Genomic DNA, 22232 nt, shown 5'->3' on the forward strand with positions numbered 1-22232 from the left:
AGAACGTGTCCGCCGCTCCGTCCTCCCTGCGCGTCGCGGTCCTGGGGCCCGTCCTGGTCCTCGGACCGTCCGGCGAGGGTCTCGTCGAGCCGCCGGGCTCCCGCGGCAAGGCCCTCGTGGCGACCCTCGCGCTCGCCTCCGGCGGCAGCGTCTCGGCTCCGCGGCTCATCGACGAGCTGTGGGGCGACTCTCCGCCCCGGGCCGGCAAGGCCGCGCTCCAGACGCTCGTCTCGCGCCTCCGGCAGGCCTGCGCCCACGACGTCATCGTCTCGACCCCGGTCGGCTATGCCCTGGGCGACGCCGGCGCCTCCGACTTCGGTCTCGCTGCCGCCGGCCTCGTCGACGCGGAGCGGCTCCTCCCCCGAGACCCGCGGGCCGCAGAGCGCATCGCCGGAGACGCCCTCGCTCTCTGGCGGGGCGAGCCCGGAGCCGACCTCCCGGACTCCGAGGCGGCCGACGAGCTGACGGCCTCGGCCGAACGGCTGCGCACCGGTCTCCTCCGCGTTCGTGCCCGCGCCCGCTTCGACGCCGACGACCAGGCCGGGGCGCTGGCCGACCTCGACGCCCTCGGCGACACGGCACTCCGCGACGAGACGCTCGTCGGGCTGCGCCTCCGCGCCCTCGAGGCGGCCGGGCGGCGCACCGAGGCTCTCCGGGTCTTCGCCGACCACCGGGAACGCCTCGCCGACGAGCTCGGCGCCGACCCCTCCGCCGATCTCGTCCGTCTGCACGCCGATCTCCTTCGGGAACCCGCCCCGGCAGAGACCCGCTCGCGTCTCACCGTGGGCCTCCGCACCGCACCGAACGTGCTGATCGGCCGTGACGCCGACGTCGCCCGGATCGACGCCCTCCTCGCGCAGGCCCGGCTCGTCACGATCCTGGGCCCCGGCGGCCTCGGCAAGACCCGTCTCGCGCAGGAGGTCGCGCGGCACCAGTCGCAGATTCTTCCCGGAGTCGTCGTCGTGGAGCTCGCCGGCGTCCGGGCCGGAGACGACGTGACGCTGGCGCTCGCCACCACCCTCGGCATCCGCGAGGCCCGAGTCGGGCGCGTGCGCCTCGGCGAACCGGGCGTCGCCGCCGACGTCCGCGAGCTGATCCTGCTGGCCCTCGACGAGCGCCCGACGCTCCTGGTCGTCGACAACTGCGAGCACGTGATCGAGGCCGCCGCCTCGTGGGTGGCCGACATCCTGGCGTCGACCGAGAACGTCCGGGTCCTCGCGACCAGCCGGTCACCTCTGGCGATCGGAGCCGAGCGCGTCTACCCGCTCGAGTCGCTCGCCAGTGCCCCGGCAGGAGCCGAGGAGGGTGCGGCCGTCGTCCTGTTCCGCGAGCGGGCCCGGGCTGCCCGGCCCGGAGTCGCGCTCCCCCGCGACACGGTCGCCCGGCTCTGCACGCGGCTCGACGGGCTCCCGCTCGCGATCGAGCTCGCCGCGGCCCGCGTGCGGTCGATGTCGGTCGACGAGATCGAGCGGCGCCTCGAGAACCGGTTCGCGCTCCTCACCGGCGGCGACCGCTCGGCGCCCGAGCGGCACCGCACCCTCACAGCGGTCATCGACTGGAGCTGGAACCTCCTCGGCGACCGCGAACGCGTCCTGCTCCGCCGGCTCTCGCGGTTCCCCGACGGCTTCGGTGCGGACGCCGCCCAGATCGTCGGCGCCGCAGGTATCGGGCCCGACCTCTCGACCGGAGCGCAGGATCACGGCGACGTCGCCGACGCCCTCGACGGCCTCGTGACGCAGTCGCTCGTCTCCGTCGCCGACGACGCGTCCACCGGGGCCGCGCGCTACCGCATGCTCGAGACCGTGCGCGAGTTCGGCGACCGCGAGCTCCTCGCGGCAGGCGAGGCGGACCTGGTCGAGCGGGCGATGTCCCGCTGGGCCGAGGCCTTCTGCGTGGAGGCTGCCGCGCGTCTGGACGGCCGCGACCAGGTGTCGGCATTCGAGGCCCTCGCCCTCGAGCAGGACAACCTGACGACGATCCTGCGCGCGGCGCTCCGGGCCGACCGGCCCGACGTCAGCGTCAGTCTCTTCGCCGCACTCGGCTACTCCTGGTCGCTCCGCGGCAACCAGTCCGACGTCATCTCGTTCGGGGCGGCGGTGCTCGACGGCGTCCGCTCCTACGAGCCCGACGACGCTCACCTGACGGCGACGGCGCTGACCCTCGCCCTCGCCGGCGGCACAGCCCTTTTCAGTGGAAACACGCGCGTCAGTCACCCGGCCCTCTCCGCGCTCCGGAAGCTGCGCGCGCGCCGCCGACTGGAGCCCGCCCGCACCCTGGTGATGGTCGACATCCTGCTCAGCGCCGTGCAGGGTCCCGAGGTGCTCCGCGCCCGGCTACCGAGCATCGTGTCGTCGCCCGACTCGTCGATCGCCGAGATCGGCCTGATCCTGAGCGCGCAGCTCGCGGAGAACCGCGGCCTCCTCGCCGAGGCCCGGCGCCTCGCCGAGCGGGCCTACCGGAGCGCGGGCGCCACCGGCAACGTCTGGGCGTCGGCCAGTGCGGCGGGCTTCCTCGCGCAGCTCGGAGTGCAGAGCGCAGCCCCGGAGGAGGCGCTCCTCTGGGCGGTCCGCGCCCGCGAGGGGCTGGAGGCGATCGGGGCGCGCGGCGACCTCCACGAGCTCGACCGCCGGATCGCCGCCGCCGAGATCGCGACCGGTCGCTTCGATCTCGGGCGCCGGCTGTTCGAGGGGATCCTGAACGGCGAGGAGGAGGTCCCGGCCTTCGACCGGGACGACGTGCGCTTGCAGGCGGCCTGCGGGCTCGCCGAGATCGATCACCTCGAGGGGCGCGAGCGCGAGTCGCTGGAGCGCTACGACCTGGCCGTCGCCGAGCTCCGCGGGGTCCCGGGCGCGTGGGAGATCCGCCGCTGGCCGCAGCTGATCGTGGCGGCCTCCGCCGCTGTCGCCGCGCACGCCGTCCGGGAGGCAGAACCGGTGTCGCCCGCCGACACCGACGCCCTGGCGACGTCCCTCCGCGTCCGCGTGATCGCCCTCCACCGCGTCCGCGCCGCCTTCGAAGACACCCCGGTCGCCGGCGCCGCCGCCTTCGCCATCGGTGCCTGGCTCGTCTGGCCCGCGCGGCACGCCTCTGCCGAGGTCCGAGACATCGGTCTCCGCCTCGTGCTCCTGGCCGAGTCGCTCGGCTCCCGGCAGGACGTCGGCCCGCTCGAGACCGCCGCGTTCGTCGCGGGCCTGGGCGCGCGCTTCGGAGCGGCCCGGGTCGCCGAGGTCCGCTCCGAGCTCGCGCTGGCGTCGGCCGACCAGCGGCTGGAGAAGGTGCACGAGCTGCTCGCGAGGCGGGAGATGCGACGGCCCTTCGGCGCCGTTTGACGATTTCGACAACGGGTGCGGGTGATCCTGCGTCACGCCTCGTGGCTCGTCCACGACTGATTTCGACCCTCGACGGCCGCGACGTACCGTGACGGAGTCCGCTCCGTCCGAAGCCGCAACCCGGAGAGAATCAGCGCTGATGACCCGTCTCGACGAGAACCCGACCACCCGCACCGTGCCGCCCGTCTCGCCGCCGGCGCGCCGCGCGGCGGCCGCCCCAGGGGCCGCCACTTCTGAGCGGATCGACGTGGCTGCGCTCGGCGAGCAGCTCCTCGGCCGCTGGGCGGAGGCGCGGAAGCACTCGCGCGAGCTCCTCCGCGACGACGCCTTCCACCGCCGCAGCGACCTGACCCTCGACGAGCAGCGGGAGCGGGTCTTCGGCCAGCTCCAGCACCTCCTCGACCGCGACGCCGTGCTGCGGGCGTTCCCGAAGCGCCTCGGCGGGCTCGACGACCACGGCGGCAACATCGCCGCCTTCGAGGAGATCGTCACCGCCGACCCGTCGCTCCAGATCAAGGCGGGCGTCCAGTGGGGACTCTTCGGCTCGGCGGTCCTGCACCTCGGCACCGAGTACCACCACGACACGTTCCTGCCCGCGATCATGAGCCTCGAGGTGCCCGGCGCCTTCGCGATGACCGAGACCGGCCACGGCTCCGACGTCGCGTCGATCGGGACGACGGCCACGTACGATCCTGCGACCGAGGAGTTCGTCATCCAGACGCCGTTCCGGGCCGCCTGGAAGGACTACCTCGGCAACGCCGCCGTCCACGGCCGCGCCGCGGTCGTCTTCGCCCAGCTCGTGACCGACGGACAGGGCCAGGGGGTCCACGCGTTCTACGTGCCGATCCGCGACGACCAGGGGTTCCTGCCCGGCGTCGGCGGCGAGGACGACGGGCTGAAGGGCGGCCTCAACGGGATCGACAACGGCAGGCTGCACTTCGACGGCGTGCGGGTGCCCCGGACGAACCTGCTGAACCGCTACGGCGACGTCGCCCCCGACGGCACCTACTCGTCGCCGATCGCCAGCAAGGGCCGCCGCTTCTTCACCATGATCGGCACGCTCGTCCAGGGACGGGTGTCCCTCGACGGCGCCGCGGTCGTCGCGTCGAAGCTGGCCCTGAAGATCGCGATCACCTACGGATCCGAGCGGCGCCAGTTCACCGCGGCCGACCCGGGCCGCGAAGAGGTGGTCCTCGACTACCAGCGTCACCAGCGCCGACTCCTGCCCCGGCTCGCGACGACGTACGCGATGTCGTTCGCGCACGAGAAGCTGCTCGCCGCGTTCGACGGCGTCTTCTCGGGCGAGCACGACACGGACGCCGACCGGCAGGATCTCGAGACCCTCGCGGCCGGCCTCAAATCGCTGAGCACCTGGAACGCCCTGGACATCCTGCAGGAGAGCCGTGAGGCGTGCGGCGGCGCGGGGTTCCTGGCCGAGAACCGGCTCACGCAGCTCCGGGCCGACCTCGACGTCTACGCGACGTTCGAGGGTGACAACACGGTGCTTCTGCAGCTCGTCGCGAAGCGGCTGCTCGGCGACTACGCGAAGAAGTTCAGAGGCGCCGACGCGAAGACCGTGGCCGGGATCGTCGCGGGCCAGGTCGGCCAGGCCGCGACCGACCGCTCCGGACTCCGCCGCCTCGCGCAGAACGTCACCGACCGCGGGTCGACCGGCCGTGCCGTCGGGCACGTCCGCGACGAGGAGTCGCAGCGCGCACTCCTGACCGGCCGCGTCGAGACGATGGTCGCGGGTATCGCCGCGCGACTCCGGCCCGCCGCGAAAGCCTCGCCGGTCGAGGCCGCGCGGCTCTTCGACTCGAACCAGAACGAGCTGATCGAGGCGGCCCGCGCCCACGCCGAGCTCCTGCAGTGGGAGGCGTTCACCGACGCACTCTCGGAGGTCCAGGATCCTGTGACCCGGACGGTGCTCACCTGGCTCCGCGACCTGTTCGGGCTCTCGCTCATCGAGAAGCAGCTCGCCTGGTACCTGATCCACGGCCGGCTGTCCGCCCAGCGCGCCACCGCGATCACCGACTACATCGACGACCGGCTGCTGCCGCGGCTGCGGCCGCACGCTCTCGACCTGGTCGAGGCGTTCGGCTTCGCGCCGGAGCACGTGCGCGCGCCGATCGCGTCGGGTGCCGAGCAGGCCCGGCAGGACGAGGCCGCGGCGCACGCGGCCCGGCGGTAGCGGTCGAGCGGCCGATATCCGCCCCCGCTGTCTGCGGCAGGGGCGGATATCGGCCTCTCGACGAGGCGGTCAGGCCTTCCGCATGTAGGCCCGCACGGTGAGCGGCGCGAAGATCGCGACCACGACGGCGGCCCCGAGCAGGGCGAGCCAGACGTCGACGGTCCACTCGCCGGTGTTGGCGAGGGCGCGCACCCCCGAGACGATGTGCGACACCGGGTTGGCGTTCGCGAACCAGGCCAGCCAGTCGGGCAGGCTCTTCGTCGGCACGAACGCGTTCGAGAGGAACGTCAGCGGAAACAGGATCAGGAACGAGATCCCCTGCACGCTCGACGCGCTCCGGGCGACGACACCGAAGAACGCGAAGATCCAGCTGAGCGACCAGGCGCAGACGATCACCAGGAGTGCGGCCACGACGACGAAGCCGAAGCCGCCGCCGGGACGCCAGCCGAGGATCACGCCCATCACGAGGGTGAGCGTCGTCGCGATCGCGTACCGGATCGTGTCGGCGAGCAGAGCACCGGAGAGCGGCGCGATCCGGGCGATCGGCAGCGACTTGAAGCGGTCGAACACGCCCTTGTCCATGTCCTCGCGGAGCTGGACGCCCGTCGTCACAGACCCCGTGATCACCGTCTGCACCAGGATCCCGGGGATAATCAGCGGCAGGTAGGCCGCGACGCCGCCCGCGATGGCGCCTCCGAAGAGATAGGTGAACATCAGCGTGAACAGGATCGGCTGGACGGTCACGTCGATCAGCTGCTCCGGGGTGCGGCGCACCTTGAGCAGGCCGCGGTACGCCATCGTGAACGAATGGCGGACCGTCTGGCCGAGGCTGACGTGGTTCTTGAGCTGCCGGGTGCTCCCGGCGGCGATGGTGGCGGTGGTGGTCATGCGGAGACCCTCTCCTTCTGGGCGGCGCTGTCGGTGGGGGCCTCGGCGTCGCTGGCGACGCCGTGGCCGGTGAGGGTCAGGAAGACCTCGTCGAGCGTCGGCTTCTGGACGCTCATCTCGGCGAGCCGGATCCCGGCCTCGCGGAAGGTGATGAACAGGTCGGTGACCCGGTCGGGGTCGGCCATGGGAGCCGTGATGCGTCCGGCCTCCGGGGAGACGACCGCCTCGACGCCGAGGACGTCCCGGATGACGCGCCGAGCATCCTGCACGTCTCCCGGGTCGGTGAGGCGGAGCTGCAGCGACGACTCGCCGACGGACGCCTTGAGCTCGTCGGCGGTCCCCTCGGCCACGACGCGGCCGGAGTCGATGACGGCGACGCGGTCGGCGAGCTGGTCCGCCTCCTCGAGGTACTGCGTCGTCAGCAGGACGGTCGAGCCCGATGCCACGAGGCGCCGGATGGTGTCCCACATCTGCGAGCGGGTGCGCGGGTCGAGGCCGGTCGTCGGCTCGTCCAGGAAGATCAGCGGCGGCTGCGCGATCAGGCTGGCCGCCAGGTCGAGCCGGCGCCGCATACCGCCGGAGAACTTCGCGAGGGGGCGCTTGGCGGCCTCGGTCAGGCCGAACTCCTCGAGGAGCTCACGGCTCTTCCGTCGTGCCTCCGAGCGGGAGAGCCCGAGGAGGCGGGAGAAGATGACGAGGTTCTCGGTCGCCGACAGCTTCTCGTCGACGGAGGCGAACTGCGCGGTGACGCCGATCAGCTGGCGGACGACCTGCGCCTCCCTGACGACGTCGTGGCCGAAGACGCGGGCCTCGCCGCCGTCGGGGCGGAGGAGGGTGGCGAGCATGCTGATGGTGGTGGACTTGCCGGCGCCGTTCGGTCCGAGGACGCCGTAGACGGTTCCGGCCCGGACGTTCAGGTCGACCCCGTCGACGGCGCGGTTCTCGCCGAAGACCTTGACAAGCCCGTGGGCCTCGACGGCCCAGTCGCTCTGGGTGCTCATGATTTCCTTTCGGGGGTGGCTGCCGCAGGATGTCCTGCTGCGACGATCCTGCGGTCCCCCGCTTGCACGGCGCTCACGCGGCGCTTGCACGCGCTTACGTGCTCTGTCGCCGGCGGTGTCCTGCTGTCAGCGCGGCCAAGGCGCACATCCTGCCCCCGGAGGCCGCCGCCGGGCGCCGAGCGGCCACGATCCGCCCGGGCGACTCCGAGCGGAGGGCGGAAATCGGCCTCTCGAGGCCCAGGGCGACAGTCAGACGACCGCGGGCCGACTCCGAGCCAGCAGGATGCTCGCCACGACCACGAGGGCGATCCCCCCGAGCGTGAGGAGACCCCCGAAGACGAGGTTCTCGATCGCCGTCGACCCGTCCACCGACACCGAGGGCCAGATCCCGGAGGCGACCGTCGCGATGGCGGCGACCCAGGCCGCACCTCCGACGAGGGCGACGATCCCCGCGGCCAGGGTCCGCCCGGCCGCCTGGCGGTCGCTCGGCGTCGGCGCCGGTGCCGCGTCGCGCACGAGCGGTCGGGCCGGCCAGATCACGAGGCAGGCGGCCGCGATCGGCCCGAAGAACAGCACGAGCAGGAACCAGTACCAGGCCGACCGGTTGCGGGTCCGGGCGAAGCCTCCGGCGAGGATGGCGACGGTCACCCACACGAGCGGGAGGGAGGACTGGTCGAGGCTCATGCCCCGAGGTTAGCGGTCTCCTCGGAGGTCGAGCCAGGCCACCTGCTCCGGCGTGAGGTCGATCGCGAGCCCGGCCATCGAGGTCCTGGTCTCCTCGAGCGAGCGCGGCCCGAAGAGCGCGAAGGTCGGGAAGCTCTGCGCCAGCACGTAGGCCAGCGCCACCGCGGTGGGCTGCACTCCCAGCTCGTCGGCGAGCGAGCGGGCCCGGGCGAGACGCTCGAAGTTGTCGTCGCTGTAGTAGCAGCGGACGAGCTCGGCGTCGGAGAGGTCCGCGGGATCGGCGCGCGCGAAGAAGCCGCGGGCCTGCGACGACCACGGCAGGAGCGCGGTGCCCGTGCGCTCGAGCCACTCGCGGTCGGCGGGCTCGGTGACGTGCTCGCATCCTGCCCACGGCACGTCGAGCGCTCGGGCGAGCCCGAAGTGGTCGCTGAGCGCGGCGAACCCCTGCTTGCCGTTCGCGGCGGCGTAGTCGAGGGCCTCCTGGTAGCGCGAGATGGTCCAGTTCGAGCCGCCGAAGGCGCGGATCCTGCCGGCCCTGGCGTGCTCGTCGAGGACGTCGACGAATTCGCCGACGGGGATCGCGGGGTTGTCGCGGTGCATCAGGTAGAGGTCGAGGTGGTCGGTCTGCAGCCGGTCGAGCGTCTCGCCGAGCTGGCGGGTGATCGACTCGGGATCGCAGTGCGGCGTGTGCGCGCCCTTGCCGATGACGACGATGTCGTCGCGGATGCCCCGGTTCGTGATCCACTGCCCGAGGAGGCGCTCCATCAGGCCGTTCCCGTAGACGTAGCCGGTGTCGAAGGTGTTGCCGCCGAGCTCCGTGAAGTGGTCGAACATGGCGGTCGCGTGTCCGAGGGTCCGCTGGTTGTCGCAGCCGAGGACGAGCCTGGAGACGGGCTTGTCGATCCCGGCGATGGTGCCGTAGCGCATCGTCGAGCCGTCGCGGACCCGGAGCGGACGCCCGTCGGCCGTGGGCACGAAGGCGGTGTCGGCCTCGAAGGGGTAGCGCAGGCCGATGGCGTCGCGCCAGCGGTCGAGCGTCGCCGCGTTCCCGAGGCTGTCGGCCCAGGTGATCTCGGGGCTCTGCCCCGCGGCGTGGTTGCTCGCGACGGCGTCGCCCTCGAGCCCCCACTGCCGGTCGCCGGCGATGTGGATGGTCTCGCGGGGCCGCCCGACGACGTCGAGGTCGATGTCCGATCCCTCGGTCTCGCTGGGGAGCCACGGGTCGCGCAGCGTGATCCTGCCGGCGGATCCGATCACGGTGACCTCGTTGTCGTCCTGCAGGCGGATCCCCGAGCGGACGTTCGCGGTCACGCCCGACGGGAACACGAGGGAGGCGGTTGCCCACTCGTCGACGCCCTCGGGGCTCAGGGTGCCGACGGCGGTCAGCGACACGGGCTCCGCGAAGGCCGTGCCCGATGCGAACGAGCGGCCCTCGGCGATCCCGGCGACGAGCCGCGCGACCGAGACGGGGTAGCCGCCGACGTCGAGGATCCCGCCGCCCGCGAGCTCGGGGTTCGCCAGGCGGTGGTCGGACGCGGCGTCGGTCGCGAAGGCGAACGAGGCGTCGACGTGCTGGATCGTCCCGATGGCGCCGCTCTCGAGGAGCTCGGCGAAGCGGGCGATCTGCGGGTGGAAGCGGTACATGAAGCCCTCGGCGAGGTAGACCCCGGCGTCGCGAGCGGCCTCGACGAGTCGCATGACGCCGGCGTGGTCGACGGCCATCGGCTTCTCGCAGACGACGTGCTTGCCAGCCTCGAGAGCGCGCATCGCGAGACGCACGTGCTCCGTGTGCACGGTGCCGATGTAGACCGCGTCGATGGCAGGATCCTCGAACAGCTCGTCGTACGAGCCGTAGACGGCGACGCCCGCGGCTGCATCCTGCGGGCCGAACTCGTCGGCGAAGGCCTGCGCCCGCTCGAGGGACCTGCTGGCGACGCCGGCGAGGACTCCGACCTCGCTCGTCAGGAGCTGCGAGCCGAATCTCCGCGAGATCGTCCCGGGCCCCGCGATCCCCCAGCGGATCGTCCGCCGGGACTCGGCGGTCTCCGCCACCGCCCCGCCGCTCGAGTCGGACACCTGTTCTGCACCATCGCCGTGAACGTTCACGTAGGGACGCTACCAAGGCTTCGGCGAGGCGGGCAAGGGGCCTCGCCGAAGTCAGGCGGATTCGCGCAGCAGCAGCGTGTGCCGGACGACCCGGTGCACCTCGGGGCCGGAGGACGGGAGCGCACCGGTCTGCATCCCGATCGCGAGCTCGACCGCGATCCTGCCGACCGCGGCGATGTCGAGGTCGAGGCTCGACAGCTCGGGGCTGCTGACGACGCCCATCGCGAGCCCGTCGATCCCGAGCACGGCGCACCTGTCGGGCACCTCGAGCCCGGCGTGCTGCACGGCCTTGAGGACGGCGAACGCGTGCAGGTCGTTGAACGTCATGAAGGCGTCGACGTCGGGCGCCTCGCGGAGTGCCCGGGCGACCGCTCCGGCCGCGTCTCCGCCGGAGTCGCCCTCGAACACCACGAGCGGGTCGAGCCCGTGCCTCTCCATCGCGGCACGGAAGGCGGCCGTCCGCCGGGACGGGGCCGCGGCCGACCGGGAGTCGATCATGACGATCCGGCGACGCCCGGTCTCCAGGAGGTGCTCGATCCCGGCGTCGAGCCCGGGAGCGAAGTCGATCTCCACGACGCCGCGGTGTCCGTCTTCGGCGGTCCCCTCGAGGACGACCACGGGGAGGTCGCCGAACACGTCGTCGAAGGCGTCGGGGCCGATGCGGAAGTAGCCGATGACGGCGTCGACCTGGTCGGCGACCTCGCGGAGGAACCGCCGCGGATCGCCGCCGTCGTGTGAGCCGTCGGTGACCAGGACGTTCCAGCCGGCGGCCGTCGCCGCCTCGACGACTCCGTCGGCGAGCTCCGGGAAGTACGGGTTCGTGAGCCCCTCGGTCACGAGGCCGAGGGCGGGCCGGTGCCCGACGACGAGCCCGCGGCCGAACCTGCTCGGCCGGTACCGGAGCTCCTTGGCGACGTCGAGGACCCTCTGCCTGGTCGCCGCGCTGATGCCGTCCATGTCGTTCATGGCCCGCGTCACCGTCTGGCGCGACACGCCGGCGGCGCGGGCGACGTCGATGACCGTCGCTCGCTTGTGCCGCTCGGGCTCCGCGTTCATGGTGGCACTGTAGCAACGTGCGTAGGCTGGCCCCGTGACCGATGACCAGCTCACGCCGACGAAGGCGCTGCCCGAGAGTTCCCCCACCGCCGAAGGGATCGACGCCTCCGGCATCGACCGGTTCGTGACCGCGCTCGAGCAGGCGGCCGACGTCGAGCCGCACGGTCTCATGATCCTGCGTCACGGCCGCGTCGTCGCCCAGGGCTGGTGGGGTCCGTACTCCCCCGACCGGGTGCACCTGCTCTACTCGCTCAGCAAGAGCTTCACCTCGACCGCGGTCGGATTCGCGATCGCCGAGGGCCTCCTCGGGCTCGACGACACGATCATCAGCCACTTCCCCGAGCTCGATGCCGAGATCACCGACGAGCGCTCGCGCAGGATCCGGGTGCGTCACCTCCTGGCGATGGCCAGCGGCCACCGCGAGGAGACCGTGGACCGCGCCTACGCCCTCGACCCGGTCGACCTCGTGCGCGGGTTCCTGATGATCCCGCCCGACGAGGAGCCGGGCACCCTGTTCTGCTACAACCAGCCGTGCACCTTCACGGTCGGCGCCATCATTCAGCGGGCGAGCGGCCAGTCGCTCACCGACTACCTGCGTCCGAGGCTGTTCGACAAGCTGGGGATCGGCGAGGTCGGCTGGAGGCGCGACGACTCGGGCAGGCAGCTCGGGTTCAGCGGATTCCACGCACCGACCTCGGCGGTGGCGAAGCTCGGCCAGCTGTACCTGCAGAAGGGCGTCTGGGAGGGCGAGCAGCTCCTGTCGGCCGAGTACGTCGAGGAGGCGACCCGGTCGCACATCGACAACCCCGACGAGGACAAGATCGACTGGCGGCAGGGCTACGGGTTCCAGTTCTGGATGGCCAGGCACGGGTTCCGCGGCGACGGCGCGTACGGCCAGTACTGCGTGATCCTGCCCGAGCAGGACGTCGTCGTGGCGATCACGAGCCAGAGCCCCGACATGCAGGCCGTGCTCGACGCCGCGTGGGAGCACCTGCTCCCGGCGATCGACCGCGACCCGCAGCCCGGTGCCGACGAGGCCCTCGCCGCGCGACTGGCCGACCTCCACCTCGCACCGGTCGCGGGCGACGACCTGCCCGACGGGACCTTCGCGGCCGCCCCGGGGAACGACGTGCCGACAGTGACCTCGATCACCGTCGCCGACGGCGCCGTGTCGCTCGAGGAGGGCGGCGACCCGCTCGTCCTGCCGATCGGGCGCGGCTCCTGGAGGGTGACCGACGCGTTCGCCGTCTCGGGCGGAGGGTCGACGGTCGATGTCGTCTTCGTCGAGACGCCCCACCGGCTCCACCTGACCCTCGACCCGGCAGCCGGCACCTTCATGTCGCGCTGGGAGACGTCGCCGCTGCACGGCGGGCCGCTCGCCGAGCTGCGGATGCCGCGCTGAGGCGGGAGCGTCACACGGCGAAACGCGTTTCGACAGGTGCGCGAGGCCCTGGAAGGCTCGTTGACCTAGGCTCCCGGGCCCTGATCACCTGTCGTTCCACGAAAGAGGCACCACGATGTCCACCTCCTCCGCTCCTCAGCTGCCGCAGCGCGCCAAGCGCGGCCCCGGCCTCCTGATCGGCATCATCGCCGCGGTCGTCGTCATCGCCGTGATCGTCGTGATCGCGGTCGTGTCGAACCGCTCGAACGGCGCCTCCGCCGCAGGAAAGACGGTGTCGATCGGCGTCGCCGACAAGGCCGAGCCGTACTGGAAGACCTACCAGGCGCTCGCGAAGAAGAAGCTCGGCGTCACCGTCAAGCTGGTCAACTTCACCGACTACAGCCTGCCGAACCCGGCGCTCAGCCAGGGCCAGACGGACCTCAACGAGTTCCAGCACATCCAGTACCTCGCGAACTACAACGTCACGAACGGCGACGACCTGCAGCCGATCGGCGCCACCGCCGTCTACCCGCTGCCGCTGTACTCGACGAAGTACTCCAGCGCGTCGAAGATCCCCGAGGGCGCGAAGGTCGCGATCCCGAACGACGCCGTGAACGAGGCGCGCGGCCTCCTCATCCTGCAGTCGGCCGGCCTCCTGAAGCTGAAGGACGGCGGCAACGCGTTCTCGACCTCGAGCGACATCGTCAGCCACCAGGTCGACGTGACGCCGATCGACGCCTCGCAGACCGCGGGCGCGCTGAAGGCCGGATCGGTCGCGGCCGCGATCGTCAACCAGAACTACGCCACCACCGGCGGCCTCTCGAAGTCGGACGCCATCTTCAAGGACGACCCGTCGTCGACGAGCGCCGCACCCTACGTCAACGTCTTCGTCGCGCAGAAGAAGGACGCCGACAACGCCCTCTACCTGAAGCTCGCGAAGCTCTACCACACCGCCAGCGTCGAGAAGGGCGTCCAGGAGGCGAACGCCGGCACCGCCGTCTTCCGCAGCACCTCGGCCGCCGACCTGCAGAAGGAGCTCGCCACCGTCGAGAGCGACGCCAAGGCCGCCTCGAAGTCGTGAGCCCTGTTCCCGAGACCCGCCAGAAGAACCTCGTCCGCCTCGAGGGCGTCACCAAGTCGTACCCGACGCCGGACGGCCCCAGGATCGCCGTCGACGACGTCAGCCTGGACGTCCGGGAGGGCGAGATCCTGGGCGTCATCGGCTACTCGGGCGCCGGCAAGTCGACGCTGGTCCGGCTGATCAACGCCCTAGAGCTGCCGACCTCGGGACGGGTCTTCGTCGGCGACGACGAGCTGACCGCGCTCCCGGAGAGCCGCCTCCGCGAGGTCCGTCAGGGCATCGGCATGATCTTCCAGCAGTTCAACCTGTTCCGCTCGCGCACCGTGGCCGGCAACGTGGGGTTCCCGCTCCGCGTCGCCGGCCTCGGCCGTGCCGAGCGCGACGCCCGGATCGCGGAGGTGCTCGACTTCGTGGGGCTCCTCGACCGCGCCTACAGCTATCCCGAGCAGCTTTCGGGAGGGCAGAAGCAGCGCGTCGGCATCGCGCGGGCCCTGGCGACGAGCCCGAGGATCCTGCTCGCCGACGAGGCCACGAGCGCTCTCGACCCCGAGACCACCTCCGACGTGCTGGCACTCCTCCGCCGGATCAACCGCGACCTCGGCGTGACCGTCGTCGTCATCACGCACGAGATGGACGCCATCCGGGCGATCGCCGACCGGGTCGTGGTCATGGACGCGGGCCGCGTCGTCGAGCAGGGCGAGGTGTACGACGTGTTCTCGAAGCCGTCGACCCCGGCGGCCGCGCGCTTCGTCCGCTCGGTCCTGCAGGACCGCCCCTCGCCCGAGACCCTCGGGCGACTGCGCCAGAACCACCCGGGCAGGATCGCGACGATCCAGGTCGCGGAGATCAAGAACTTCATCGGCGTGGTCGCCGCCGCGTTCGCGGACGCCGGTGTCGACGCCGAGCTCGTGTTCGGCGGCATCAGCGAGCTGCAGCAGCGGGCGATCGGGGCTCTGACGTACGAGCTCTCGGGCTCGGACGCCGAGATCGACCGGGCGCTCGGCGCTCTGACGGACCGCGGCATCACCTGGAACGAGGAGGACTGATGGACTACTTCCTCAGCAACATCGACGTCTTCGTCACCGCGATCTGGACCACGCTCTTCATCGTCTTCGTATCGCTCGTCGCCGCCGGCATCCTGGGTCTCGCCCTCGGGATCGGCCTGTACGTCACGCGCCCGGGCAACCTGCTGTCGAACCGCGTCGTCTTCACGGTGCTGAACGTCGTGGTGAACATCGTCCGGCCGATCCCGTTCGTGATCTTCATCACGGCGATCGGTCCTCTGACGAAGAACGTGATCGGCACGACCATCGGGCCTCAGGCGGCGACGTTCGCGCTGTCGCTGGCAGCCGCGTTCGCCGTCTCGCGGATCGTCGAGCAGAGCCTCGTCGGCATCGACCCCGGCGTGATCGAGGCTGCCCGCGCGGTCGGAGCGGGCCCCGGCAGGATCATCTTCACGGTGCTGATCCCGGAGGGCCTCGGCCCTCTGATCCTCGGCTACTCGTTCATCTTCGTGGGGATCGTCGACATGTCGGCTCAGGCGGGCCTCGTCGGCGGCGGCGGTCTCGGCGACTTCGCCGTCACCTCGGGATCGCAGCGGAACAACTGGGTCGTCGTGTGGATCACGGTCGCCGCGATCGTCGTGCTCGTGCAGCTCGGGCAGTTCGTCGGCAACCACCTGGCGCGGCGGGCGCTGCGGCGCTGATCGCGCGCCGCGGCGCTCGGGCGCTGCGGCGCTGATCCGGCAGGATGCTCGCCTCCGGAGCCCCGGGTGCGCCACACTCGGTGCATGGAACGCACCGACCACCCCACCGAGTGGGACGAACGCTCGACCCTGCTGACGATGCTGCAGTACACGCGCGACACCGCGATCGAGAAGGCCTCCGGGCTGAGCGACGCCGATGCCGCAGCCGCTCCCCTGCCGACCTCGCCGATGTCGACCGTCGGCGGCGTCCTGAACCACCTCCGCTGGGTGGAGCACTCCTGGATCGAGAACCGGTTCGTCGGCGGACCCGACCTCGGGCCGTGGACCGACGAGTCGCCCGACCAGGAGTTCCTCGACGGCGCGATCCTGCCGCTCGACGACATCATCGCCGGCTACCGGGAGCAGATCGTCCGCACCGACGCGCTGATCGAGAAGCTCGATCTCGACGACCGGTCGGTCACGCCGTTCCGGTCCGGCGTCCTGCCGACGCTCCGCTGGGTGATCATGCACCTGATCGAGGAGAACTCCCGGCACAACGGCCACCTCGACATCCTGCGCGAGATCGCCGACGGGGTCGTCTGCGACTAGGCCTCCTCGAGTACCGCCTCGGCGCGCGGCGGAGGCCACCCAGGGCGCCCCGGAGCCCTAGGGTCGAGGGATGACGAGTGCCGCAGTGCCCGATGACCAGGCGACGACCGACACGGTCGAGCTCCTCCGCGACCTGATCCGCAACGCCTGCGTCAACGACGGCAGCCCCGACTCCGGCCAGGAGCACCGGAGCGTCGCGACTCTCGAGCGCTTCTTCCAGGGCTCCTCGCTGACGTGGGAGATCGTCGAGCCGCACCCGGGCCGCACGTCGCTCGTCGCGCGCCACCGGGGCACCGACCCGGAGGCCCCGGCTCTGCTCCTCCTCGGCCACCTCGACGTCGTGCCCGTCGCGCGCGGCTGGCAGCACGACCCGTTCGCGGCCGAGCTCGTCGACGGCGTCGTCTGGGGGCGCGGCGCTCTCGACATGCTGCACCTGACCGCCGCCTACGCGACCGTCATCCGCGAGCTGGCCGCGACCGGCACGCGACTCAGGGGCGATCTCGTCTTCGCCGCCGTCGCCGACGAGGAGGCCGGCGGCGGCTTCGGAGCCCGCTGGCTCGCCGAGAACCGTCCCGAGCTGGTGCGGGCCGACGGGGTCCTGAGCGAGTCGGGCGGCGTGCCGCTGAGCGTCGACTCCGAGGTGCGCGGCGTCACCGTGACGGTCGGCGAGAAGGGCATCTCGACCCGGCGCCTCGCCGTGTCGGGTCATCCCGGGCACGCGTCCACCCCCTGGGGCTCGAGCAACGCGGTCGTGACCGCGGCCCAGGCGGTCGGCAGGATCGTGGAGCACCCCGTCCCCCCGGTCATCGACGAGCTCTGGCCGCAGTACGTCGGCGCCCTCGGTGTCGACCACGACCTCGCCGCAGCGCTCACCGATCCCGCCCGGATCGACGGCGCCCTCGGGTCTCTCGGGAGGCTCGCCGGCCTCGCGCACGCCGTCACCCACACGACGATCTCGCCCGATGTCATCCGCGGCGGCGACGCCATCAACGTGATCCCGGCGCACGCCGAGGTCGAGCTGGACATCCGCACGCTTCCCGGCGTCTCCCCCGACGACGTCGACCGCCACCTCGTCGAAGCGCTCGGCCCCCTGGCCGACCGCGTCGAGATCAGCAGGATCAGCGACAACCCGGCCGCGCGCTCGACCAGCGACACCGCCCTCTTCCGCGCCCTCGGGGAGGCCGTGTCCGCTGCCTATCCCCAGGCGCACGCGATCCCGGTCATCGCGCCCGGAGGATCCGACAGCCGCTACTTCCGCTCGCAGGGCATCCCCGCCTACGGGTTCGGCCTGCTGTCGCCCGGGTGGAACCACGCCGACGTCCGCCGTCTCCTGCACAGCACCGACGAGCGGGTGGACGTGGCGTCGGTGGCGCTCGTGACGAGCGCTCTCCGGCGGATCGTCCGGTCCGTGCTCGGCTGAGATGCCGCGCCGGGCCTGCAGCCGTCCCAGCCTGGCCTGCACTCGTCCGCGGCTCGTGCGAGGCTGGTGGCATGGACCTGGAGGTGACACCGGCACTCACGATCCCCGAGGCGGAGCTCCGCTGGCGGTTCTCCCGGTCGTCCGGTCCCGGCGGGCAGCACGTCAACACGTCCGACAGCCGCGTGCAGCTCTCGTGGGATCTCGGGGAGTCGGCCGTCGTCACCGACGAGCAGCGCGCGATCCTGCGGGACCGGCTCTCGGGTCGGCTGATCGGCGGTGTCGTGACGGTCACGTCGTCGGAGCAGCGGTCGCAGCTCCGCAACCGCGAGAGCGCCCTCGTGAAGCTGGGCTCCCTGGTCGCCGAGGCGCTCGCGCCCCCCGGACCGCCTCGACGCCCGACCCGGAGGACGCGCGGCTCGGACCGTCGCCGGCTTGCGGCGAAGGGCGAGCGCTCGGCGACGAAGCAGCAGCGGCGGCGCCCGCCCCTCGACTGATCCGGTCGGTCTTGGCGGTTTCTGAGGGTGCCCGGGCGAGGCTCGCGGCATGCCGACCCATCGATCCACCGAAGACCTCCGCCAGGAGACCGTCCCCGCCCTCCTCCTGCCGAGTCGGACGCCGCGCGCGACCGTGACTCTCGGTGTCGCCGCGGCGGTGCTCGTCACCGTCTTCGGGCTGCTGATCGCGAAGACCGGGTGGATGACGCGCGCCGACCTCCGAGGGGTCGAGGCGCTCAACGCGCTCCACACGGGACTCCTCGGCGCCGTCGGCGCGGGGGTCTACCGCGTGTTCAGCCCGGTCTCGGCGGTCGTGCTGACCGTCGTGATCGTGGGAGTGCTCTGGGTCGTCACGAAGGACCTCCGCGTGGCGGCGGTCTTCGCCGTCACGGTCGCGGTCACCTGGCTCTCGAGCGACATCGTGAAGATGCTCGTCGAGCGGCCCCGCCCCGACCACGCGGTCCTGACGAACCCGCTCGGGATCGCGCCGGCCGACGCCTCGTTCCCGAGCGGGCACATGGTCTTCGTGGCGACGCTCGCCGTGACGTTCTTCCTCCTGGCGAGACGGAGCGTCCACCGCGGCACCGTGACCGTCATCGGCTTCGTGGCCGTGCTCGTCGTCGCGTTCAGCCTGGTCGCCGACGGCGTCCACTACCCCTCCGACGTGATCGCGAGCGTCGTCTGGTCCGTCGCCGTGACCCCGGCGGTCCTGCACCTCGTCGACCGGTACGCGCTGCCCCGGGTTCCGGCGCGCCTCGCCGGGAGCACCCGCGAGAGGACCTCCGCGTGATCCTCGATCCCCAGGCGTTCCTGACGTCCCTCGGTCCGGTCGCCCTGATCGGCCTGGCCGCGATGGTCTTCGTCGAGTCCGGCCTCCTGTTCCCGTTCCTCCCCGGCGACTCGCTCCTGTTCACGGCCGGGCTCCTCGCCTCCAGTGGAGTCCTCCACGTGCCCGTCTGGGCCGTGATCGTCGTCGCGTTCGTCGCCGCGGCCGCGGGCGACCAGGTCGGCTACCTCCTCGGTCACCGGTTCGGACGCCGCCTCTTCCGCCCCGACGCGCGCGTCCTGAAGACCCGGTACCTCGACGAGGCCGAGGCGTTCTTCGCCCGGTACGGCGGGCCGGCCCTGATCCTCGGCCGGTTCGTCCCGGTCGTCCGCACCTACGTGCCTCTCGCGGCGGGCGCGAGCCTCTACCGCTACCGGTCCTTCCTCGTCTGGAACCTCACCGGGGCGGCGCTCTGGACCGCGGCGGTGAGCATCCTCGGAGTCGTGCTCGGGAAGATCCCGTTCGTCGCCTCGCACATCGACATCCTCGCGATCCTGGTGGTGATCGTCTCGATCCTGCCGATCGTCATCAGCGGGATCCTGCGCTACCGGAAGAGCCGCAGGACGAGCGACGTCGAGAGCGACCGATGACGACGAGCGGCTGGTTCACGCTCACCGAGGCCCGGGGCAGGACCTTCGCGAGCTCGAAGGTGCCCGAGATCACGGCCCTCTTCTGGGCGGTCAAGCTGCTGACGACCGGGGCGGGCGAGACGTCGTCCGACTTCCTGGTGACGCACCTCGATCCTGTCGTGGGCGTCGGGATCGGCCTGGTGGGGTTCGTCGTGGCGATGTGGCTGCAGCTCCGGTCGGATCGCCACCGCCCCGTCCTCTACTGGGCGGCCGTGCTGATGGTCAGCGTGTTCGGGACGATGTGCGCCGACGTCCTGCACGTGGGAGTCGGCGTGCCGTACGCCGTTTCGGCACCGGCGTTCGCGGTGATCCTGGCGGTCGTCTTCGTGCTCTGGCGCCGCTCGGAGGGCACGCTGTCGATCCACAGCATCACGTCGCGCCGCCGCGAGTGCTTCTACTGGGCGGCTGTCCTGGCGACCTTCGCCCTCGGTACGGCGGTCGGCGACCTGACCGCGTCGACCCTGCACCTCGGCTACCTTGCGTCCGGCATCGTCTTCGTCGTCGTCCTGGGCCTCTCGCCGCTCGGCCTCGCCCTCCGCCTCTGGGGGCCGGTCTTCGCCTTCTGGTCGGCCTACGTGCTCACCCGCCCGATCGGTGCGTCGTTCGCCGACTGGATGGGGGTCTCGCAGGCCAGGAGCGGCCTCGGCTGGGGCACCGGCCCGGTGAGCCTCGTGCTCCTCGCGGCCATCGCGGTGCTCGTGGGCGTGCTCGCGGTGCGGCGGCGCCGGTCGCCTGTCGCCGTCGCCTGAGGGCGCAGGATCGGTAGGGTGCCGGGTATGCAGATGCGTCTCGAGCTCGTCCCCCTCCCGGCCCGCGACGTCGATCGGAGCAAGGCCTTCTACGTCGACCAGGTCGGATTCGTCCTCGACCACGACGTCGAGCCCGGGAACGGCATGCGCGTCGTCCAGCTCACTCCCCCGGGATCGGCGTGCTCGATCGTCATCGGCACCGGGATGGGCGATCCTGCCGGCCCTCCGGTGACCGGTCTGCACCTCGTGGTCGACGACATCGCCGCCGCCCGGAGCGAGCTCGCCGGTCGCGGCGTCGACGTCTCCGAGGTCGTGCCCGTCGGCGGTGGTGTGAGCTACGCCTACTTCGCCGACCCCGACGGCAACTCGTGGGCCCTCCAGCAGATCGACCGGTGATGCCCAGGTCGGTCTGTTAGCGTCCTCGGCGATCGGGCGGAGGCCCGGATCCCGGACGACAGGCACCGTACCCGGCACGACGACGGCGAACCAGGAAGCACCGCCGTGTCTCTCGTCATCCAACTCGCAGGCTCTCTGCTCGTCCTGGCCGGCTTCGCCCTCGCTCAATGGGGCGTGCTCGACCTCAAGTCGAAGCGGTACCTCGCAGCGAACACTCTCGGGTCGGGCGCGCTGGCCGTCGACGCGGTCCTCGAGGAGCAGTGGGGCTTCCTCCTGCTCGAGGGCGTGTGGGCGGTCGTCTCGGCCGTCGAGCTCGTGCGCGTGTCACGACGGGTCCCGGAGCGGGTCTGAGCCTCTCCGTGCCGCCCGTCTCCGCGTGACCCGTCGCTGCATGACGACACGCGACACCACTCCCACGAGGAGCACGGCGACCCCCGCGACGATCCCGACCGGAGGCACCGTCGCGACCAGGATCACGCAGAGCACCGCACCCACAGCGGCCAGGGCGCGCGGATACCGACGCTCCGGCGCGGGCTGCCGGAGCGCTGCGACATTGGCGACGAAGTAGTACAGCAGCACGCCGAACGACGAGAACGCGATCGCGCCGCGCAGGTCGCAGACCACGAGGAGCACCGTCACGACGGCCGCGAGGGCGAGCTCCGCGCGGTGCGGCACGCCGAAGCGCGGGTGGACAGCGGCCAGCCAGCGCGGCAGGTCGCCCTCGCGGGCCATGGCGAGCGACGTCCGGCCGATGCCGGCGATCAGCCCGAGGAGCGCCCCGAGCGACGCCACGGCGGCGCCGACCCGCATCAGCGGTACGAGGGCCGGTGATCCTGCGGCCGTCAGGGCATCCGCCAGGGGCGAGGTCGAGTCTCCGAGAGCCCGGGCGCCGAGCGCTCCGAGCAGGGTCACGGCGACGGCCGCGTAGACCACCACCGTGATTGCGAGGGCGACGACGATCGCGCGCGGGATCGTCCGCACCGGATCGACCACCTCCTCGCCGAGGGTCGCGACGCGCGCGTAGCCCGCGAAGGCGAAGAACAGGAGGCCGGCGGCCTGCAGGATCCCGTACGGTCCGGCCGCGAGGAGGCCGTCGCCCGGTCCCCCGGCAGCGGGGCGCGTGAGGGCGAGGCTCTCGGACGCGTGCGGCAGCCCGCCCGCGGCGCCCGCCGCGACGAAGAGCACCAGGACCGCGAGACTCACGGTCACGAGGAGCGCGGCAAGCCGTGCGGTCTTCGTCACACCCCGGGAGTTGACCGCGGCCAAGACGATCACGGCTGCGATCGCGGTGGGCCGCTGCCACGCGGTCGGCACGGCGTAGGAGGCGAAGACGAGGGCCATCGCGGCGCAGCTGGCGGTCTTGCCGATGACGAACGACCAGCCCGCGAGGAAGCCCCACCACTCGCCGAGGACCCGGCGGCCGTAGACGTAGGTGCCGCCGGACTCCGGGTAGCGCGCAGCGAGTTGCGCCGACGACGTCGCGTTGCAGAGGGCCACGACCGCCGCGATCAGGAGCCCGACGAGGAGCCCCCGCCCGGAGGCTCGAGCGGCCGGCGCGAACGCCGCGAAGACGCCGGCTCCGATCATCGAGCCGAGACCGATCACGACCGCGTCTCGGAGGTGGAGTCGCCGCTGCAGGGCGGCCGGTGCCGTCGTCATGCGGCGAACACTAGCGGAGCGGCGTGAACCCCCTGCGGCGGGGCTCTCG

General features: G+C 72.2%; 20 protein-coding genes. 14 read left to right on the forward strand and 6 right to left on the reverse strand.

Features of this window, described 5'->3' with window-relative positions; all coding sequences use genetic code 11:
• Nucleotides 1-5 precede the first annotated feature (5 nt).
• Together ABD733_RS02055 and ABD733_RS02060 are read left to right on the forward strand one after the other, a co-directional pair.
• Complete coding sequence (locus tag ABD733_RS02055; protein ID WP_344793378.1) at nt 6-3329, forward strand: AfsR/SARP family transcriptional regulator; 3324 nt, start codon at nt 6-8, stop codon at nt 3327-3329.
• A 139-nt stretch (nt 3330-3468) separates the two neighbouring features.
• Entirely contained in the window at nt 3469-5520 is a 2052-nt protein-coding gene (locus ABD733_RS02060; RefSeq protein ID WP_344793379.1) for an acyl-CoA dehydrogenase family protein, read from the forward strand.
• A 69-nt stretch (nt 5521-5589) separates the two neighbouring features.
• On the opposite strand, the gene ABD733_RS02065 is transcribed toward ABD733_RS02060, so the two are convergent.
• From ABD733_RS02065 to ABD733_RS02085, 5 genes are all read right to left on the reverse strand, one after another.
• On the reverse strand, nt 5590-6408 hold the full coding sequence (locus ABD733_RS02065; RefSeq protein ID WP_344793380.1) for an ABC transporter permease: 819 nt from the start codon (nt 6406-6408) through the stop codon (nt 5590-5592).
• The gene (locus ABD733_RS02070) at nt 6405-7409 is read right to left on the reverse strand and encodes an ATP-binding cassette domain-containing protein (protein WP_344793381.1); all 1005 of its coding nucleotides are present in this window, start codon (nt 7407-7409) and stop codon (nt 6405-6407) included. The genes ABD733_RS02065 and ABD733_RS02070 overlap by 4 nt, the downstream gene beginning before the upstream one ends.
• A gap of 249 nt (nt 7410-7658) precedes the next feature.
• Nucleotides 7659-8093 (reverse strand): hypothetical protein, encoded by a 435-nt coding sequence (locus tag ABD733_RS02075; RefSeq protein ID WP_344793382.1) that lies wholly within the window; start codon nt 8091-8093, stop codon nt 7659-7661.
• A 9-nt stretch (nt 8094-8102) separates the two neighbouring features.
• On the reverse strand, nt 8103-10199 hold the full coding sequence (locus ABD733_RS02080) for an aldo/keto reductase (protein WP_344793383.1): 2097 nt from the start codon (nt 10197-10199) through the stop codon (nt 8103-8105).
• Nucleotides 10200-10250: 51 nt separating this feature from the next.
• Nucleotides 10251-11255 carry a LacI family DNA-binding transcriptional regulator gene (locus tag ABD733_RS02085; RefSeq protein WP_344793384.1) on the reverse strand — a complete coding sequence of 335 codons (1005 nt, stop codon included), beginning with the start codon at nt 11253-11255 and terminating at the stop codon, nt 10251-10253.
• 34 nt (nt 11256-11289) lie between these two features.
• On the opposite strand from ABD733_RS02085, the gene ABD733_RS02090 reads away from it, so the two are divergent.
• The 12 genes from ABD733_RS02090 (at nt 11290) to ABD733_RS02145 (ending at nt 20875) form a co-directional block, all read left to right on the forward strand.
• Nucleotides 11290-12657: a serine hydrolase gene (locus ABD733_RS02090; RefSeq protein ID WP_344793385.1), complete on the forward strand. Its 1368-nt coding sequence runs from the start codon at nt 11290-11292 to the stop codon at nt 12655-12657.
• 115 nt (nt 12658-12772) lie between these two features.
• Nucleotides 12773-13717: a MetQ/NlpA family ABC transporter substrate-binding protein gene (locus ABD733_RS02095; RefSeq protein WP_344793386.1), complete on the forward strand. Its 945-nt coding sequence runs from the start codon at nt 12773-12775 to the stop codon at nt 13715-13717.
• Entirely contained in the window at nt 13714-14763 is a 1050-nt protein-coding gene (locus ABD733_RS02100; RefSeq protein ID WP_344793387.1) for a methionine ABC transporter ATP-binding protein, read from the forward strand. Before ABD733_RS02095 ends, ABD733_RS02100 begins: the two co-directional genes overlap by 4 nt.
• Complete coding sequence (locus ABD733_RS02105; protein WP_344793388.1) at nt 14763-15422, forward strand: methionine ABC transporter permease; 660 nt, start codon at nt 14763-14765, stop codon at nt 15420-15422. The genes ABD733_RS02100 and ABD733_RS02105 overlap by 1 nt, the downstream gene beginning before the upstream one ends.
• 84 nt (nt 15423-15506) lie before the next feature.
• Nucleotides 15507-16010: a DinB family protein gene (locus ABD733_RS02110; protein WP_344793389.1), complete on the forward strand. Its 504-nt coding sequence runs from the start codon at nt 15507-15509 to the stop codon at nt 16008-16010.
• A 70-nt stretch (nt 16011-16080) separates the two neighbouring features.
• On the forward strand, nt 16081-17430 hold the full coding sequence (locus ABD733_RS02115) for a M20/M25/M40 family metallo-hydrolase (RefSeq protein ID WP_344793390.1): 1350 nt from the start codon (nt 16081-16083) through the stop codon (nt 17428-17430).
• Nucleotides 17431-17501: 71 nt separating this feature from the next.
• On the forward strand, nt 17502-17924 hold the full coding sequence (gene arfB, locus ABD733_RS02120; protein ID WP_344793391.1) for an alternative ribosome rescue aminoacyl-tRNA hydrolase ArfB: 423 nt from the start codon (nt 17502-17504) through the stop codon (nt 17922-17924).
• A gap of 49 nt (nt 17925-17973) precedes the next feature.
• On the forward strand, nt 17974-18714 hold the full coding sequence (locus tag ABD733_RS02125) for a phosphatase PAP2 family protein (protein WP_344793392.1): 741 nt from the start codon (nt 17974-17976) through the stop codon (nt 18712-18714).
• Nucleotides 18711-19340, forward strand: coding sequence for a DedA family protein (locus ABD733_RS02130; protein WP_344793393.1), 630 nt, complete (start codon nt 18711-18713; stop codon nt 19338-19340). Before ABD733_RS02125 ends, ABD733_RS02130 begins: the two co-directional genes overlap by 4 nt.
• Nucleotides 19337-20128, forward strand: a complete 792-nt coding sequence (locus ABD733_RS02135) for a COG4705 family protein (RefSeq protein WP_344793394.1) — start codon at nt 19337-19339, stop codon at nt 20126-20128. Before ABD733_RS02130 ends, ABD733_RS02135 begins: the two co-directional genes overlap by 4 nt.
• Nucleotides 20129-20155: 27 nt before the next feature.
• Nucleotides 20156-20524 (forward strand): VOC family protein, encoded by a 369-nt coding sequence (locus tag ABD733_RS02140; protein WP_344793395.1) that lies wholly within the window; start codon nt 20156-20158, stop codon nt 20522-20524.
• Between the two features lie 105 nt (nt 20525-20629).
• Entirely contained in the window at nt 20630-20875 is a 246-nt protein-coding gene (locus ABD733_RS02145) for a CBU_0592 family membrane protein (RefSeq protein WP_344793396.1), read from the forward strand.
• Here the strand turns inward: ABD733_RS02145 and ABD733_RS02150 are convergent.
• Entirely contained in the window at nt 20849-22183 is a 1335-nt protein-coding gene (locus ABD733_RS02150; RefSeq protein ID WP_344793397.1) for an APC family permease, read from the reverse strand. The genes ABD733_RS02145 and ABD733_RS02150 overlap by 27 nt on opposite strands.
• Nucleotides 22184-22232 lie beyond the last annotated feature (49 nt).

The sequence above is a fragment of the Frondihabitans peucedani genome (genome assembly GCF_039537585.1).
Taxonomy (GTDB): Bacteria; Actinomycetota; Actinomycetes; order Actinomycetales; family Microbacteriaceae; genus Frondihabitans; species Frondihabitans peucedani.

Coding starts and splice junctions, on each gene's coding strand:
- ABD733_RS02060 (WP_344793379.1), top strand. CDS start 3,469: ATGACCCGTCTCGACGAGAACCCGACCACCCGCACCGTGCCGCCCGTC.
- ABD733_RS02065 (WP_344793380.1), bottom strand. CDS start 6,408: ATGACCACCACCGCCACCATCGCCGCCGGGAGCACCCGGCAGCTCAAG.
- ABD733_RS02070 (WP_344793381.1), bottom strand. CDS start 7,409: ATGAGCACCCAGAGCGACTGGGCCGTCGAGGCCCACGGGCTTGTCAAG.
- ABD733_RS02075 (WP_344793382.1), bottom strand. CDS start 8,093: ATGAGCCTCGACCAGTCCTCCCTCCCGCTCGTGTGGGTGACCGTCGCC.
- ABD733_RS02085 (WP_344793384.1), bottom strand. CDS start 11,255: ATGAACGCGGAGCCCGAGCGGCACAAGCGAGCGACGGTCATCGACGTC.
- ABD733_RS02095 (WP_344793386.1), top strand. CDS start 12,773: ATGTCCACCTCCTCCGCTCCTCAGCTGCCGCAGCGCGCCAAGCGCGGC.
- ABD733_RS02105 (WP_344793388.1), top strand. CDS start 14,763: ATGGACTACTTCCTCAGCAACATCGACGTCTTCGTCACCGCGATCTGG.
- ABD733_RS02110 (WP_344793389.1), top strand. CDS start 15,507: ATGGAACGCACCGACCACCCCACCGAGTGGGACGAACGCTCGACCCTG.
- ABD733_RS02115 (WP_344793390.1), top strand. CDS start 16,081: ATGACGAGTGCCGCAGTGCCCGATGACCAGGCGACGACCGACACGGTC.
- arfB (WP_344793391.1), top strand. CDS start 17,502: ATGGACCTGGAGGTGACACCGGCACTCACGATCCCCGAGGCGGAGCTC.
- ABD733_RS02125 (WP_344793392.1), top strand. CDS start 17,974: ATGCCGACCCATCGATCCACCGAAGACCTCCGCCAGGAGACCGTCCCC.
- ABD733_RS02135 (WP_344793394.1), top strand. CDS start 19,337: ATGACGACGAGCGGCTGGTTCACGCTCACCGAGGCCCGGGGCAGGACC.
- ABD733_RS02140 (WP_344793395.1), top strand. CDS start 20,156: ATGCAGATGCGTCTCGAGCTCGTCCCCCTCCCGGCCCGCGACGTCGAT.
- ABD733_RS02150 (WP_344793397.1), bottom strand. CDS start 22,183: ATGACGACGGCACCGGCCGCCCTGCAGCGGCGACTCCACCTCCGAGAC.